Origin of the sequence: Vibrio chagasii, assembly GCF_024347355.1 — a bacterium.
Taxonomy (GTDB): domain Bacteria; phylum Pseudomonadota; class Gammaproteobacteria; order Enterobacterales; family Vibrionaceae; genus Vibrio; species Vibrio chagasii.
On the sequence record NZ_AP025465.1, the window covers coordinates 819,931 to 834,580 of the forward strand.

General features: G+C 44.6%; 11 protein-coding genes and 19 tRNA genes. 2 read left to right on the top strand and 28 right to left on the bottom strand.

Annotated elements, in window-relative coordinates:
- Positions 1-61: 61 nt before the first annotated feature.
- The 3 genes from ybeY to miaB form a co-directional block, all read right to left on the bottom strand.
- Positions 62-523 carry an rRNA maturation RNase YbeY gene (ybeY, locus tag OCV52_RS03645; protein ID WP_004737646.1) on the bottom strand — a complete coding sequence of 154 codons (462 nt, stop codon included), beginning with the start codon at positions 521-523 and terminating at the stop codon, positions 62-64.
- Positions 524-1,645 (bottom strand): PhoH family protein, encoded by a 1,122-nt coding sequence (locus OCV52_RS03650; protein WP_137407346.1) that lies wholly within the window; start codon positions 1,643-1,645, stop codon positions 524-526.
- Between the two features lie 165 nt (positions 1,646-1,810).
- The gene (gene miaB / locus OCV52_RS03655) at positions 1,811-3,235 is read right to left on the bottom strand and encodes a tRNA (N6-isopentenyl adenosine(37)-C2)-methylthiotransferase MiaB (RefSeq protein WP_004737649.1); all 1,425 of its coding nucleotides are present in this window, start codon (positions 3,233-3,235) and stop codon (positions 1,811-1,813) included.
- Positions 3,236-3,542: 307 nt separating this feature from the next.
- Here miaB and OCV52_RS03660 point away from each other — a divergent pair, with 307 nt between their 5' ends.
- Positions 3,543-4,718 (top strand): 2-octaprenyl-3-methyl-6-methoxy-1,4-benzoquinol hydroxylase, encoded by a 1,176-nt coding sequence (locus OCV52_RS03660; RefSeq protein WP_137407345.1) that lies wholly within the window; start codon positions 3,543-3,545, stop codon positions 4,716-4,718.
- Positions 4,719-4,786: 68 nt separating this feature from the next.
- Here OCV52_RS03660 and OCV52_RS03665 read toward each other — a convergent pair whose 3' ends face one another.
- The 25 genes from OCV52_RS03665 to lolB form a co-directional block, all read right to left on the bottom strand.
- Entirely contained in the window at positions 4,787-5,833 is a 1,047-nt protein-coding gene (locus OCV52_RS03665; protein WP_137407344.1) for a lactonase family protein, read from the bottom strand.
- A 156-nt stretch (positions 5,834-5,989) separates the two neighbouring features.
- Positions 5,990-6,074: transfer RNA gene (locus tag OCV52_RS03670), tRNA-Leu, on the bottom strand.
- An 82-nt stretch (positions 6,075-6,156) separates the two neighbouring features.
- Positions 6,157-6,231 (bottom strand) — tRNA-Gln (locus OCV52_RS03675).
- A 30-nt stretch (positions 6,232-6,261) separates the two neighbouring features.
- Positions 6,262-6,346: transfer RNA gene (locus OCV52_RS03680), tRNA-Leu, on the bottom strand.
- A gap of 82 nt (positions 6,347-6,428) precedes the next feature.
- Positions 6,429-6,503, bottom strand: a tRNA-Gln gene (locus OCV52_RS03685).
- 30 nt (positions 6,504-6,533) lie between these two features.
- Positions 6,534-6,618 (bottom strand) — tRNA-Leu (locus OCV52_RS03690).
- Positions 6,619-6,690: 72 nt separating this feature from the next.
- Positions 6,691-6,767: transfer RNA gene (locus OCV52_RS03695), tRNA-Met, on the bottom strand.
- A 51-nt stretch (positions 6,768-6,818) separates the two neighbouring features.
- Positions 6,819-6,903, bottom strand: a tRNA-Leu gene (locus tag OCV52_RS03700).
- Positions 6,904-6,958: 55 nt separating this feature from the next.
- A tRNA-Met gene (locus OCV52_RS03705) sits at positions 6,959-7,035 on the bottom strand.
- Positions 7,036-7,087: 52 nt separating this feature from the next.
- Positions 7,088-7,172, bottom strand: a tRNA-Leu gene (locus OCV52_RS03710).
- Positions 7,173-7,254: 82 nt separating this feature from the next.
- Positions 7,255-7,329, bottom strand: a tRNA-Gln gene (locus OCV52_RS03715).
- Between the two features lie 30 nt (positions 7,330-7,359).
- Positions 7,360-7,444, bottom strand: a tRNA-Leu gene (locus OCV52_RS03720).
- Positions 7,445-7,526: 82 nt separating this feature from the next.
- Positions 7,527-7,601: transfer RNA gene (locus tag OCV52_RS03725), tRNA-Gln, on the bottom strand.
- Between the two features lie 30 nt (positions 7,602-7,631).
- Positions 7,632-7,716: transfer RNA gene (locus OCV52_RS03730), tRNA-Leu, on the bottom strand.
- Between the two features lie 82 nt (positions 7,717-7,798).
- Positions 7,799-7,873 (bottom strand) — tRNA-Gln (locus OCV52_RS03735).
- 30 nt (positions 7,874-7,903) lie between these two features.
- Positions 7,904-7,988 (bottom strand) — tRNA-Leu (locus tag OCV52_RS03740).
- A gap of 72 nt (positions 7,989-8,060) precedes the next feature.
- Positions 8,061-8,137 (bottom strand) — tRNA-Met (locus OCV52_RS03745).
- A 77-nt stretch (positions 8,138-8,214) separates the two neighbouring features.
- Positions 8,215-8,289 (bottom strand) — tRNA-Gln (locus OCV52_RS03750).
- 29 nt (positions 8,290-8,318) lie between these two features.
- Positions 8,319-8,403 (bottom strand) — tRNA-Leu (locus OCV52_RS03755).
- Positions 8,404-8,469: 66 nt separating this feature from the next.
- Positions 8,470-8,546, bottom strand: a tRNA-Met gene (locus OCV52_RS03760).
- 281 nt (positions 8,547-8,827) lie between these two features.
- Positions 8,828-9,919, bottom strand: coding sequence for a redox-regulated ATPase YchF (gene ychF / locus OCV52_RS03765; protein ID WP_063523318.1), 1,092 nt, complete (start codon positions 9,917-9,919; stop codon positions 8,828-8,830).
- Positions 9,920-9,929: 10 nt separating this feature from the next.
- Positions 9,930-10,520 (bottom strand): aminoacyl-tRNA hydrolase, encoded by a 591-nt coding sequence (pth, locus tag OCV52_RS03770; RefSeq protein ID WP_004739815.1) that lies wholly within the window; start codon positions 10,518-10,520, stop codon positions 9,930-9,932.
- 200 nt (positions 10,521-10,720) lie between these two features.
- Positions 10,721-11,665: a ribose-phosphate pyrophosphokinase gene (locus tag OCV52_RS03775; protein ID WP_004739814.1), complete on the bottom strand. Its 945-nt coding sequence runs from the start codon at positions 11,663-11,665 to the stop codon at positions 10,721-10,723.
- A 27-nt stretch (positions 11,666-11,692) separates the two neighbouring features.
- Positions 11,693-12,568: a 4-(cytidine 5'-diphospho)-2-C-methyl-D-erythritol kinase gene (gene ispE, locus OCV52_RS03780; protein ID WP_137407343.1), complete on the bottom strand. Its 876-nt coding sequence runs from the start codon at positions 12,566-12,568 to the stop codon at positions 11,693-11,695.
- The gene (gene lolB / locus OCV52_RS03785) at positions 12,565-13,212 is read right to left on the bottom strand and encodes a lipoprotein insertase outer membrane protein LolB (RefSeq protein WP_137407342.1); all 648 of its coding nucleotides are present in this window, start codon (positions 13,210-13,212) and stop codon (positions 12,565-12,567) included. The genes ispE and lolB overlap by 4 nt, the downstream gene beginning before the upstream one ends.
- A 160-nt stretch (positions 13,213-13,372) precedes the next feature.
- Here lolB and hemA point away from each other — a divergent pair, with 160 nt between their 5' ends.
- Positions 13,373-14,632: a glutamyl-tRNA reductase gene (hemA, locus tag OCV52_RS03790; protein ID WP_008224514.1), complete on the top strand. Its 1,260-nt coding sequence runs from the start codon at positions 13,373-13,375 to the stop codon at positions 14,630-14,632.
- Positions 14,633-14,650 lie beyond the last annotated feature (18 nt).

A 14,650-nucleotide genomic window follows, 5' to 3' on the forward strand; every position in this document is an offset into this window, starting at 1 on the left:
CCTGAAAAATACAGGTTCGATGAGTTATTGTTTCTCTGCAATCTACGTAACTAGAATCGATTCACTTTTCTAGAATATATGGGTCTTCAAACCCCATAGCTTGCATGATTTCTGTCTCGAGTGACTCCATCTCTTCAGCTTCATCATCTTCGATATGATCATAACCTAGCAGATGCAGACTGCCATGTACAACCATATGAGCCCAGTGCGCTAGCAGAGGCTTATTTTGCTCTTCTGCTTCTTTTTCGACAACTTGGCGACAGATAATGAGGTCACCTAGAAGATCTAACTCAATCCCAGGAGGAGCCTCGAATGGAAAAGATAGCACGTTAGTTGGTTTGTCTTTACCACGATATTCATGATTTAGCTGGTGGCTTTCTTCGGTATCTACGATACGGATAGTAAGCTCAGCGCTCTTTTGAAACTGAGGTATAGTCTTATCCAACCAAAACTGAATGTCCTGCTCTGTTGGAAGACCTTGCTCATTTTCGACCGCTAATTGTAGGTCTAGTTCAATAGACATCTATTTATCACCTTGTTCTGCAATCACAGAACTATTTTGTGTTGCTAATTGTGTCGTAACCGCTTGCTGAGTCTCAAGAAGTTTCGCTTCGCGCTCTTCACGTTTACGTTTCTCAAACTCTTTACGCTCTTTCTGGTCTTTCGCTTCCCATTTCTCGTAAGCGTTGACAATACGAGCAACCACTGGGTGACGAACCACGTCTTCAGATATAAAGAAGTTAAAGCTGATGTCATCGACTTCACTTAGAACTTCGGTCGCATGACGCAAGCCAGATTTTGCACCTCGAGGTAAATCGATTTGAGTGATATCGCCTGTGATTACCGCGCGCGAGTTGAAGCCAATACGAGTTAGGAACATCTTCATCTGTTCAACAGTCGTGTTTTGGCTTTCGTCAAGAATGATGAAGGCATCGTTCAGTGTACGACCACGCATGTACGCAAGAGGTGCAACCTCAATCACGTTACGCTCAATCAGTTTCTCTACGCGTTCAAAGCCCAGCATCTCAAAAAGTGCATCGTAAAGTGGACGCAAGTATGGGTCTACTTTTTGGCTTAAATCACCAGGCAGGAAACCTAACTTCTCACCCGCTTCAACTGCAGGGCGCGTCAATAGAATACGACGGATCTCTTGGCGCTCTAATGCGTCTACGGCGGCAGCGACAGCCAAATATGTTTTACCCGTACCAGCAGGACCAATACCAAAGGTGATGTCATGAGTCACCATGTTCATTAGGTACTGTGCTTGGTTTGGGGTGCGCGGCTTAATCACGCCTTTTTTGGTCTTAATGAACACTTCTTTGCCGTGTTCAATATCAGACTCTACATTCTGTTCTAAAACACCAGACTCTTTGATAGCCAGGTGAATCTGTTCTGGCTCGATGTCTGGAATCGTGCCTTTGACCGGAGCAGATTCAACATACAGGCGCTTAACAATATCGAGTGCAGCAGCAGCCGTATGAGGCTTACCAACAATAGTGAAGAAGTTGCTGCGGTAGTTAATCTCGACACCTAAACGGCGCTCAAGGTGTTTGATGTTGTCATCGAATGGGCCACAAAGGCTTGCAAGGCGATGGTTATCTGCGGGTTCTAGATTGATTTCTAGGGTAACGATTTTATTGCTCAAATTAGCCTCTCATTTTGTGCCACCCACTCTTTCCAATAAACAAAGAGCAAGAAGCCCGATTGGTACCGGGCTTCTAGTGGCGATTTCCCTATTTCTAAGATGGTCACTTAGTTAGGTAATTTCAAGCTTTGTTGGTCAGCTTTTTGCTGAACCTAGATGTTTGGCTTATGGCGTAAATGTTGCCACACCCAGCTCATCTTCACGTTTTGTGTTAGCCATCATCTGTGTTGGAGATATGATGCTGCGTAGGTCCATATCCTTCTCTGTACGAACCAACTCACCACGTAGAGAGTTTGCGAATACGTCAGTGATCTTCACATCAACAAATTGACCGATTAGATCTGCGTTACCTTCGAAGTTAACAACACGGTTGTTCTCTGTACGTGCGCGAAGTTCCATTAGGTTCTTCTTCGACGGACCTTCAACCAGCACACGTTGCTCAGTACCAAGCATTAAGCGAGAGTAGCGCATTGCTTGTGAGTTTACGGTTTGTTGTAGTTCGTATAGGCGATCTTTCTTCTCTTGCTCAGGCACGTCACATGGGTAGTCTGCAGCAGGTGTACCCGGACGAGGGGAGAAGATAAAGCTGAAGCTCATATCGAAATCAACGTCTTTGATCAGTTTCATCGTGTCTTGGAAATCTTGGTTAGATTCACCGGGGAAACCAACGATAAAGTCAGAACTGATTTGAATGTCAGGACGTGCTTTACGAAGCTTACGAATAATCGACTTGTACTCGATAGCAGTGTGAGGACGTTTCATCATCGTAAGGATACGGTCACTACCACTTTGTACTGGTAGGTGAAGGAAGCTCACAAGTTCAGGTGTATCTTCGTATACTGCGATGATGTCATCACCGAACTCAAGCGGGTGGCTTGTGGTGAAACGAATACGGTCGATACCATCGATAGAAGCCACAAGACGAAGTAGTTCTGCGAATGTGCAGATATCACCTTCGTGAGTTGGACCACGGTATGCGTTTACGTTCTGACCTAGTAGGTTAACTTCACGTACACCTTGCTCTGCAAGTTGAGCAACTTCGAACAGTACATCGTCCATTGGACGGCTAACTTCTTCACCACGAGTATAAGGTACTACGCAGTATGTACAGTACTTAGAACAGCCTTCCATGATAGAAACGAATGCCGTCGCCCCTTCAGCACGAGGCTCAGGTAGGCTATCGAACTTTTCGATCTCAGGGAAAGAGATGTCCATCACTGGCGCTTCGTTAGATAGAGAAGATTTGATCATCTCTGGAAGACGGTGCAGTGTTTGAGGGCCAAAGATAACGTCTACGTATGGTGCTCGTTGACGGATGTGGTCGCCTTCTTGAGTCGCTACACAGCCACCCACACCGATTACCACACCTTCTTTTTTATCTTTTAGCGTTTTCCAACGACCAAGCTGGTGGAATACTTTTTCTTGCGCTTTTTCACGGATAGAACAAGTATTCAGTAGTAGTACATCTGCTTCCTCAGGTACTTCAGTTAGCTCATAGCCATTTGCGGCATTTAGCAGGTCAGCCATTTTTGATGAATCGTATTCGTTCATCTGGCAGCCCCAAGTTTTAATTAGCAGTTTCTTACTCATTTTTTGTTCGCTCGATCGTTAGTTTAATTTAAGGGAGCAAATCGCCCGGTATCTATCCGCGAGAGTCTATGGCCATAATTAGGTATTCATTTTATGGCTCACCCTAGCGGCAAGCGGCGTATTGTACTGGTTTCAAAACCGACTGACTAGTAGTCTGATAAAATCTCTTCGGAAGTGGTTTTTATTCTCGTTAACACTAGATTTAGCAAGGGGTAACCCATTTTTCAAATAAGGTTTTTGGTTACAAGTTCGTTGTGAAAACGTACAATCAAAAACAGTCAAAGAATCAAACTGATAAGTACAAAATATGAACAGTTACGATATTGTGGTCGTCGGCGGCGGCATGGTTGGTGCGGCAACAGCGATTGGTTTTGCTAAGCAAGGAATGCAGGTTGCTGTGATCGAAGGTTTTGCGCCCCAAGCATTTGATGAGTCGCAAGCTATGGACATTCGAGTATCAGCGATTTCTCAAGCGTCAGTCGATTTACTTGACGATCTTGGCGCATGGCAGAACATTGCTGCAATGCGAGTTTGCTCATACAAGCGCCTAGAAACGTGGGAACACCCAGAATGTCGTACTCGATTTGATGCAGCGTCACTTGATTTGCCTCGTTTAGGCTACATTGTTGAAAACCGACTTATCCAATTGGGCTTATGGTCTCAGTTCGATGCTTATGACAACTTAGACCTGCTGTGTCCTGAAAAGTTGGACTCTATCGAATTTGGCGAAACTAATACTGTTAAGCTTCAATCTGGTATCGAGTTGTCAGCGAAGTGGGTGGTTGGTGCCGATGGTGCGAATTCTGCAGTTAGACAGCAAGCGGGCATTGGTATCACTGCTTGGGACTACCGTCAGCACTGCATGCTGATCAATGTAGAAACCGAGCTCCCTCAGCAAGACATTACTTGGCAACAGTTTTTACCTAGCGGCCCGCGTTCATTTCTCCCTTTGTGCTCTTTTAATTCAGGAGACCAGGAACTTGGGCAGGGCTCGTTAGTTTGGTACGACTCGCCATCTCGCATTAAGCAACTGTCGGCAATGAGCCCAGACAAGCTACGCAATGAAGTACTTGCTAACTTCCCTGCGGAGTTAGGGGACATTAAAGTACTTAACTCTGGTTCTTTCCCTCTTACTCGACGTCATGCGCAATCTTATTTTAAGAACAACTGCATTCTGGTTGGGGACTCAGCACACACGATTAATCCATTAGCAGGGCAGGGTGTGAATTTAGGCTTCAAAGATGTTGCAGCGCTATTAGATGTAACCAAAGAAAAAGGCGAGCTGAATCATTCTGTAGTAAGACGCTACGAGGTGATGAGAAGAGGTGACAACCTAGTGATGCAAAGCGGTATGGATTTCTTCTATAAGACGTTCAGTAATGATATTGGTCCACTTAAGTTTGTGCGTAATGCTGCACTCAAGCTGGCAGAGAACTCAGGGCCGATTAAAACTCAAGTTTTGAAGTATGCTCTGGGCCTTTAATTGAGTATTACAGACACTTTATAAAGAGAAGGAGAGCGAATGCTCTCCTTTTTTGTATTCTATGATGTCTATCGCTGCTGTGTCACACAAACTGGCGCATCTAGCTCTAATGAGTAGCCCGTGTAAACCAGAGAGCCGTCTTCTGTATTTCGCTTGAATGACTTGATGTTGTTAGTGTGCTGGTTTGCGGCGATAAGCCATTCACCGTCATGAGTAATATGAAAATCACGAGGGAAGTTGCCTTCAGAACTATAGCTATCAATAAAAATAGGCACATTCGTTGTGGATTCGATTCTGAAGCAACTGATCATCGATTGATGTCGACAAGAGACATAGAGAAATTGCTCATCCGGCGATAGTTTTATTGCAGCCGTTGCTTCTCCTTTTTCCATATTTGGAAGTGCGTCGATCTCTTCGACAATACTCCATTTCCCAAGAGTTTTCTCCACCATCAGTATCGTTTCAGAGAGTTCACAGATTACATAGGCTTTATTTTCGTCTTTGTTGAAGACGAGATGACGAGGTCCATTGCCCGCAGGGACTTTAATGGATTGCATTGGTTCGTCTAGAAACTCTTCCTGTTCTTCATCAAAGCAATAGAAATTGATTCGATCAGCGCCAAGGTCGACGGTGACAAATTGTGGTGAGTTTTGTAAGAACAGACATTGATGAGCATGTGGAGCGGTCTGACGCTCTTTGTTTGGTCCTGACCCCACCATAGCTATTGTTTTAAGTCGTTTATCGATATTGCCATTGATACTTAAACTAAAAATATCGAATGAACCTGATGAGTATTGAGAAGTAATAGCAAACTTATGGCTAGGATCTATGGTGATATGACAAGGATGATCGCCGGAGATAGCACCTGAGTTACTAGCGGTCTTTGAGCTAGCATTAGCGATATGAATCAACTGTGGCTGTTTGGGTTGCTCAACTTCAGACGCGGTATAGATACCAAGCTCGGTCGCTACGACAAAAGATGGGTTAGTACACTCTGTAATGAGTTCCAAAGGTAATAGTTGACCGTTTTCCAAGTCTAACTGAGCCTGATACACGCCTTGGCTTTTACTGGGAGTGTCTGTGTAGCAACCGATCGTTAAAGTGAGATTTTTCATAAGGCGTCATACTCAATTAGAAAGTGGAGTAGGCATTGTCTTATAAAAAAGTCATGAAGTGATTAAATGGGGAGAAATACTTGGTGACGGAGTTATCAGATTTACATATTCCAGATAAAACAAAACCCAGCTAAAAAGTTGGGTTCTATTTAATGATGGTGCGGTCGGAGAGACTTGAACTCTCACACCTCTCGGCGCCAGAACCTAAATCTGGTGCGTCTACCAATTCCGCCACGACCGCAGCAAATCTTTGTAGTCATACTGAGTATTGGTGACTCAATAAAACGTTGTGCTCATTGCTATTAGCAAGGAGTTATAAATAGTGGCTGGGCTACCTGGATTCGAACCAGGGAATGCCGGCATCAAAAGCCGGTGCCTTACCGCTTGGCGATAGCCCAACAATGACATCATTTAAGACATCTGAATAATGGTGCGGTCGGAGAGACTTGAACTCTCACACCTCTCGGCGCCAGAACCTAAATCTGGTGCGTCTACCAATTCCGCCACGACCGCAGCAAATCTTTGTAGTCATACTGAGTATTGGTGACTCAATAAAACGTTGTGCTCATTGCTATTAGCAAGGAGTTATAAATAGTGGCTGGGCTACCTGGATTCGAACCAGGGAATGCCGGCATCAAAAGCCGGTGCCTTACCGCTTGGCGATAGCCCAACAATGACATCATTTAAGACATCTGAATAATGGTGCGGTCGGAGAGACTTGAACTCTCACACCTCTCGGCGCCAGAACCTAAATCTGGTGCGTCTACCAATTCCGCCACGACCGCAGCAAATCTTTATAGTCATACTGAATATTGGTGGTTCAATAAGACGTTGTCTTTCTATTTCAAAAGAAATAGTGGTGGCTACTGCGGGATTTGAACCTGCGACCCCATCATTATGAGTGATGTGCTCTAACCAACTGAGCTAAGTAGCCAATAATAAATCTAATCGATTCACTATTTGTTCTCTAATGAAAAAGAAATAATGGTGCGGTCGGAGAGACTTGAACTCTCACACCTCTCGGCGCCAGAACCTAAATCTGGTGCGTCTACCAATTCCGCCACGACCGCAGCAAATCTTTATAGTCATACTGAATATTGGTGATCCAATACGACGTTGTATAAGTGGTGGCTACTGCGGGATTTGAACCTGCGACCCCATCATTATGAGTGATGTGCTCTAACCAACTGAGCTAAGTAGCCAATAACGAATCTAATAGACTCACTATTTGTTCTCTAATGAAAGAGAAAATAATGGTGCGGTCGGAGAGACTTGAACTCTCACACCTCTCGGCGCCAGAACCTAAATCTGGTGCGTCTACCAATTCCGCCACGACCGCAGCAAATCTTTGTAGTTATACTGAGTATTGGTGACTCAATAAAACGTTGTGCTCATTGCTATTAGCAAAGAGTTTTAAATAGTGGCTGGGCTACCTGGATTCGAACCAGGGAATGCCGGCATCAAAAGCCGGTGCCTTACCGCTTGGCGATAGCCCAACAATGATATCAATTAAGACATCTAAATAATGGTGCGGTCGGAGAGACTTGAACTCTCACACCTCTCGGCGCCAGAACCTAAATCTGGTGCGTCTACCAATTCCGCCACGACCGCAGCAAATCTTTGTAGTTATACTGAGTATTGGTGACTCAATAAAACGTTGTGCTCATTGCTATTAGCAAGGAGTTATAAATAGTGGCTGGGCTACCTGGATTCGAACCAGGGAATGCCGGCATCAAAAGCCGGTGCCTTACCGCTTGGCGATAGCCCAACAATGATATCAATTAAGACATCTAAATAATGGTGCGGTCGGAGAGACTTGAACTCTCACACCTCTCGGCGCCAGAACCTAAATCTGGTGCGTCTACCAATTCCGCCACGACCGCAGCAAATCTTTGTAGTTATACTGAGTATTGGTGACTCAATAAAACGTTGTGCTCATTGCTATTAGCAAGGAGTTATAAATAGTGGCTGGGCTACCTGGATTCGAACCAGGGAATGCCGGCATCAAAAGCCGGTGCCTTACCGCTTGGCGATAGCCCAACAATGATATCAATTAAGACATCTAAATAATGGTGCGGTCGGAGAGACTTGAACTCTCACACCTCTCGGCGCCAGAACCTAAATCTGGTGCGTCTACCAATTCCGCCACGACCGCAGCAAATCTTTATAGTCATACTGAATATTGGTGATTCAATAAGACGTTGTCTTTCTATTTCAAAAGAAATAGTGGTGGCTACTGCGGGATTTGAACCTGCGACCCCATCATTATGAGTGATGTGCTCTAACCAACTGAGCTAAGTAGCCATCTGAGAGCGAGACAATATAATATAATCTTGCTTTCAATGCCATTATCTTTTTAAAGATAATTACACTTTAAATTGTGGCTGGGCTACCTGGATTCGAACCAGGGAATGCCGGCATCAAAAGCCGGTGCCTTACCGCTTGGCGATAGCCCAACAATGATATCAATTAAGATATCTCAATATGGTGCGGACGGAGAGACTTGAACTCTCACACCTTGCGGCGCCAGAACCTAAATCTGGTGCGTCTACCAATTCCGCCACGTCCGCTTTATTTCCTAAAAACTCTGTATGGTTAAAAACAAGTGTTTAATAACGAATAGAGTGCTTAGGAAATGGTGGCTACTGCGGGATTTGAACCTGCGACCCCATCATTATGAGTGATGTGCTCTAACCAACTGAGCTAAGTAGCCATTTCCAAATTGTTGCTCATTTTGAAGCGTTGCCGCTTCGCTGTGAACGGGGCGCATTATGCGTAGTTGAGTGAAACCCGTCAACTTTTTTTTTGAATAAATCACGAATAAACATCTGTTCGGTTTCTTTTTAGTCAAAGAGGCGTATTTGTCGGCAAAAAATAGGTCAAAAAGGCGATATATATAGGAAGTTAACTTTCTGATGTCGAGCTCTTGCTAAAGAGTAAAAACAAAAAGGCCAGTGAAATTCACTGGCCTTTTAACCGATATTTAATCAGCAATTATACGTTGAAGCGGAAGTGAACAACGTCGCCATCTTTTACGATGTATTCTTTGCCTTCTAGACGCCATTTACCTGCGTCTTTTGCACCGCTCTCACCGTTAAATTCGATGAAGTGATCAAAACCAACAACTTCAGCTCGGATGAAGCCTTTTTCGAAGTCAGTGTGGATCTTACCAGCCGCTTGTGGAGCTGTTGCGCCTACAGGAATTGTCCAAGCGCGAACTTCTTTAACACCCGCAGTGAAGTAAGTTTGAAGAGTCAGTAGTTCGTAACCAGAGCGGATCACTCGGTTTAGACCTGGTTCTTCGATACCCATGTCCGCTAGGAACTCTTCACGATCTTCATCGTCAAGCTCAGAAAGCTCAGATTCGATAGCAGCACATACTGCAACAACAACGTTGTTCTCTTTTGCAGCGTATTCACGAACAGCATCTAGGTAAGGGTTGTTTTCAAAACCATCTTCAGCAACGTTTGCGATGTACATTGTTGGCTTAAGTGTTAGGAAGTTTAGGTAGCCGATTGCTGCCGCTTCTTCTTTCGCTAGTTCAACAGTACGCGCCATACCACCTTCAGTAAGAACTGGTAGTAGCTTTTCTAGTACAGTGATTTCGAATTTAGCGTCTTTGTCGCCGCCTTTTGCTTTCTTAGCGTTACGTTGAATTGCACGCTCACAGCTGTCTAAGTCAGCCAGTGCAAGTTCAAGGTTGATCACTTCGATATCTTCGATTGGAGATACTTTTCCAGAAACGTGAACGATGTTTTCGTTTTCAAAGCAGCGTACAACGTGACCGATCGCGTCAGTTTCACGGATGTTCGCTAGGAATTTGTTACCAAGACCTTCACCTTTAGATGCACCAGCCACTAGGCCAGCGATATCAACGAATTCCATCGTTGTTGGAAGGATCTTTTGTGGATTAACAATTTTTGCTAATGCATCTAAGCGTAGATCTGGAACCGGAACGATACCTGTGTTTGGTTCGATCGTACAAAATGGAAAGTTTGCTGCTTCGATGCCTGCTTTAGTCAGTGCGTTAAACAGAGTTGACTTACCAACGTTTGGTAGACCAACGATGCCACATTTAAAACCCATGATATAAACCTTATTCTGCTTTGAACGTATGTAAGCGATTTTGTGCTTTTGGTAGGCCATCTTTTAATAAGATGTCTAGGCTGCGAACCGATTCGTCAACGACGGCCTCGATACACTCTTGCTCTTTTTGTGGAGCTTTGCCTAATACATAACCTGCAACTTTATCTTTGTGTCCAGGATGGCCGATGCCTAATCTCAGACGATAGAATTCTTTATTGTTACCCTGTTTGCTGATGATGTCTTTTAGACCGTTGTGTCCACCATGGCCACCACCTTTTTTGAACTTTCCAATGCCAGGAGGAAGGTCTAACTCATCATGAGCTACCATGATCTCCTCTGGTTTAATTTGGTAGAACTTTGCCAAAGCTGCAACTGCTTTGCCTGACAAGTTCATAAAAGTCGTTGGGATCAGCAAACGAAGATCTTCACCATGAACCATGATACGACCCGTTAGGCCAAAGAACTTTGGTTCGTTCTTCAGTGTTACGTTGTGTACACGTGCTAATTCTTCAACTACCCAAGCACCCGCATTGTGGCGAGTTTTGGCGTATTCTGGACCTGGATTAGCCAGTCCAACGAGAAGTTTTATTTGTTGGCTCAAGGTATGGATCTCTCTTGGGATTTCAAAAAGCGCCGTATGATATCACAGTTTATGAAAAAGGTGCGAGCTAGCTGATGGCACCATGATTATTCCGAGCTGTGATAAACAACAGTCACCAGGTATAAAAAAAGCACTTCATCAAATGAAGTGCTTAATGTCTTTCTCTAACGAGTTTCTAAAATAAAGCTAAATAGCCTTGATTAGTTGAACATCGCTGAGATTGATTCTTCGTTGCTGATACGACGAATCGCTTCAGCAAGCATGCGAGAAAGGCTAAGTGTTGTTACTTTACCTGTTGCAGCCATCTCTGGAGATAGAGAGATAGAATCCGTTACGATAACTTGGTCTAGAACAGAGTTCTTGATGTTGTTCGCAGCAGTACCAGAGAAAACAGCGTGAGTTGCGTAAGCGAATACACGCTTAGCACCGCGCTCTTTAAGCGCTTCAGCTGCTTTACATAGCGTGCCACCTGTATCGATCATGTCATCAACGATAACACAGTCGCGGCCTTCAACATCACCGATTAGGTTCATTACTTCAGAAACGTTAGCACGTGGACGACGCTTATCAACGATAGCGATATCAACGTCACCTAGCGCTTTAGCCGTTGCACGAGCACGTACAACACCACCAAGGTCTGGAGAAACCACAACTGGGTTCTCTAGGCCACGGTTAGCCATGTCTTCTAGAAGAACTGGAGTACCGAAGATGTTATCAACTGGTACATCGAAGAAGCCTTGGATTTGCTCTGCGTGTAGGTCGATAGTAAGAACGCGGTCTACGCCAACGTTAGAAAGGAAATCTGCAACAACTTTTGCAGTAATTGGCACACGTGCAGAACGTACACGACGATCTTGACGGGCATAACCGAAGTAAGGGATTACAGCAGTAATACGGCCAGCAGAAGCGCGGCGCATTGCGTCAATCATTACCACCAATTCCATTAGGTTGTCATTGGTTGGTGCACAAGTTGATTGAATCAGGAATACATCGCTACCACGAACGTTTTCATTGATTTGAACAGCGACTTCGCCATCAGAAAAACGGTCTACAGTAGCATCGCCAAGAGAGATGTATAGACGATCAGCAATACGTTGGGCTAGTTCAGGTGTTGCGTTACCAGCAAATAGCTTCATATCAGGCACGGTGGAAACCTCGGGTTGCGTCCAGTTTTAAATAGATTGTGGGTGAGCTGAGTGGTATTCAGCCAACGTTTCTTTCAAAGGAGAAATGTTTCGTCCTTTCGCTACAAATGCGGAAACGGTGTCAGGTAGTTTTTCTAGCACCAATTCGGCTTCTTTTCTGCTGCTAAATTCAGCAAAAACGCACGAACCTGTGCCAGTCAATCTCGACGGCGCGTATTGTAGCAGCCATGAAAGTTGCTTATCAACCTCTGGGTACAGCATTCGAACAATTTTTTCGCAATCGTTTACGTATTCTTGCTCTAGAAGCGTTGATAGCGCTCGCTTTGGCGTATTTCTGGTTAATTCTGGATGTGTAAATATGTCCACAGTTGCTATGCTCACTTGTGGCTTAACCACGAGATACCATTTTTCATCCGGATTAGCTGGCAACAGCTGCTCACCGACGCCTTCAGCAAAGGCGGCATAGCCTCGTACAAACACTGGAACATCTGCACCAAGCTTCAGACCGATCTCTGCAAGTTGATCATCAGAAAGATTCAGTTGCCACAAGTAATTAAGTGCAATCAACACAGTTGCAGCATTTGAAGAGCCTCCGCCAATACCACCACCCATTGGTAGCACTTTCTTTAGCTCAATATCCGCACCGAAAGAGGTTGAGGTGTATTGCTGAAGTGCAGTCGCGGCTTTCCAAATTAGGTTGTCTTCAAGCGCTACTCCAGGTATTTCTGGCGTGATGGTTATCGAACTTGTTTCTGAGGTTGCAGTAACCGTCAGTTCATCACCAAAGTCAACGAACTGAAATAGTGTTTGAAGTTCGTGGTAACCATTATCACGTCGGCCAGTGATATAAAGAAATAGATTCAGCTTTGCTGGAGAAGGCCAGTGTGTTGGTGTTGTAATCATTTTTTCAGTGTCCACTTCGAAACTACGATGTTGATTTTGTTTTGGTCTTGCTTGAAAGAGAGTCGAGTAGGGAGCGGAATAGTCTCTACTTTGACCTTGTCTTCATCGGATTGCTGCGCATTCGGTAACTCTGTGTTGCGATAGTTTGGAAAATTCAGAGTCCATAGTTGGTTGCTGACTTGCTTAGTCAGTGACTCAAGGGTGTTCGTTGTATTTAGTTGATAGCTATCCGCTTGGTCTGGAATGCCAAGGAACCATTGTGGCAGGTGATCAACTGGGATTTTCAAGCCTGTAAGCTGTTCAACCAAAATAGAGGCGCTCGCGTGGGTGAATACTTGGTCATCATAAGTGACGACTTTGGCGCCAGATGGATCAATGGTCAGGTTTAATGCGGTCTGACCAAGGAAAGTGGTGAGTCTTAATTGGCTTTGGTTTGGAGAGTGCTTCCAAACAAAATTGAGGCTTTGGCGCTGCTCGGGAGATATGTACGCAAGCTTACCGGAAGCTTGATAGTTTTCTATCTGCAATAGGCGGCTTTGGTGTGCTTGCCATTCAACACTTGTCGGTTGTTCCGGGATAGACGAGCAACCCACCATGATTATGGTAATAAAAATAAGAGACGCGATTTTACGAAGCTTGCCCATATTTGCTCACAACTTGTTCAAATTCATCTAAAAAACGCTTCAACTATAGCATTGAATTCACGAAGTCAGGAAAACAAATCCCGCTTGCTCTTTAAATAGAGCCATGCATCAAGTAAAATTCGCCCCTTGTTTCTATTCCCTGATCGAGAACTTCTGATACATGTCTTTGCTTGCCGTAGGTATCAATCACAATACAGCGTCGGTTGAATTGCGAGAAAAAGTCGCTTTTGGTCCAGATAAATTGTCTGAGGCACTTAAGCAACTTAACGCAAATGCACACGTAAATGGAAGTGTCATACTTTCTACCTGTAACCGAACTGAAGTGTATTGTGACGTTAAAAGCGGAGCAAAAAACAAGCTTATCGATTGGTTGTCGGTTTTCCACCAAGTGAGCCCGGAAGAGCTAAAGCCAAGTCTTTATATCCATGAAGAGCAGGCTGCCATTAAACATTTAATGCGCGTTGCTTGTGGTTTGGACTCTTTGGTTTTGGGTGAGCCGCAAATCTTAGGTCAGGTTAAGCAAGCTTATACAGACTCTCGTGGTAGTAAGTCTGTCGATGCTTCAATGGAAAAGCTGTTCCAGAAATCATTTTCTGTGGCGAAGCGCGTTCGAACGGAAACAGAAATCGGCGGAAGTGCGGTGTCTGTGGCTTACGCAGCTTGTACTTTAGCCAAGCATATTTTTGAGTCGATTGCTGATTCAACCGTGTTGTTGGTTGGTGCTGGGGAAACGATTGAACTTGTGGCTAAGCACCTTTCAGCAAATGGCTGTACTAAAATGATTGTGGCTAACCGAACTCGTGAGCGTGCTTTAGGGTTAGCCGAAGAGTTTGGTGCTGAAGTGATCAGCTTAAATGAAATTCCGGATCACCTGCACAGAGCAGATATCGTGATCAGTTCAACCGCAAGCCCGCTGCCAATTATTGGTAAAGGTATGGTTGAGACCGCTCTAAAAACAAGAAAACATCAACCTATGTTATTGGTTGATATTGCAGTGCCTCGTGATGTGGAATCACAGGTTGGCGAACTGAACGATGCTTACTTGTATTCGGTTGATGATTTGCAGTCGATTGTTGATGGCAACATCGAGCAACGTAAAGTGGAAGCAATCCAAGCTGAAGCGATCGTCAGTGAAGAAAGTGCCGCGTTCATGAGTTGGATGCGATCACTACAAGCGGTCGACAGTATTCGTGAGTACCGAAAGTCAGCGAATGAAATCCGCGAAGAATTATTGAGTAAAAGTTTACAATCACTTGCCGCTGGCGGTGACCCTGAGAAAGTTTTACTTGAGCTTAGCAATAAGCTCACAAACAAATTGATCCATGCTCCAACCCGCGCACTACAAAGTGCTGCTGAGCAAGGAGAACCTGCGAAATTAACGGTCATTAGACAGAGTTTGGGCCTAGAAGACCCTCAATAATATTAGACCTCCAACAAG

Bases quoted from the DNA above. Each gene is read 5' to 3' on its own strand.
- ybeY (WP_004737646.1), bottom strand. From the start codon at position 523: ATGTCTATTGAACTAGACCTACAATTAGCGGTCGAAAATGAGCAAGGT.
- miaB (WP_004737649.1), bottom strand. From the start codon at position 3,235: ATGAGTAAGAAACTGCTAATTAAAACTTGGGGCTGCCAGATGAACGAA.
- OCV52_RS03660 (WP_137407345.1), top strand. From the start codon at position 3,543: ATGAACAGTTACGATATTGTGGTCGTCGGCGGCGGCATGGTTGGTGCG.
- OCV52_RS03665 (WP_137407344.1), bottom strand. From the start codon at position 5,833: ATGAAAAATCTCACTTTAACGATCGGTTGCTACACAGACACTCCCAGT.
- ychF (WP_063523318.1), bottom strand. From the start codon at position 9,919: ATGGGTTTTAAATGTGGCATCGTTGGTCTACCAAACGTTGGTAAGTCA.
- ispE (WP_137407343.1), bottom strand. From the start codon at position 12,568: ATGATTACAACACCAACACACTGGCCTTCTCCAGCAAAGCTGAATCTA.
- lolB (WP_137407342.1), bottom strand. From the start codon at position 13,212: ATGGGCAAGCTTCGTAAAATCGCGTCTCTTATTTTTATTACCATAATC.
- hemA (WP_008224514.1), top strand. From the start codon at position 13,373: ATGTCTTTGCTTGCCGTAGGTATCAATCACAATACAGCGTCGGTTGAA.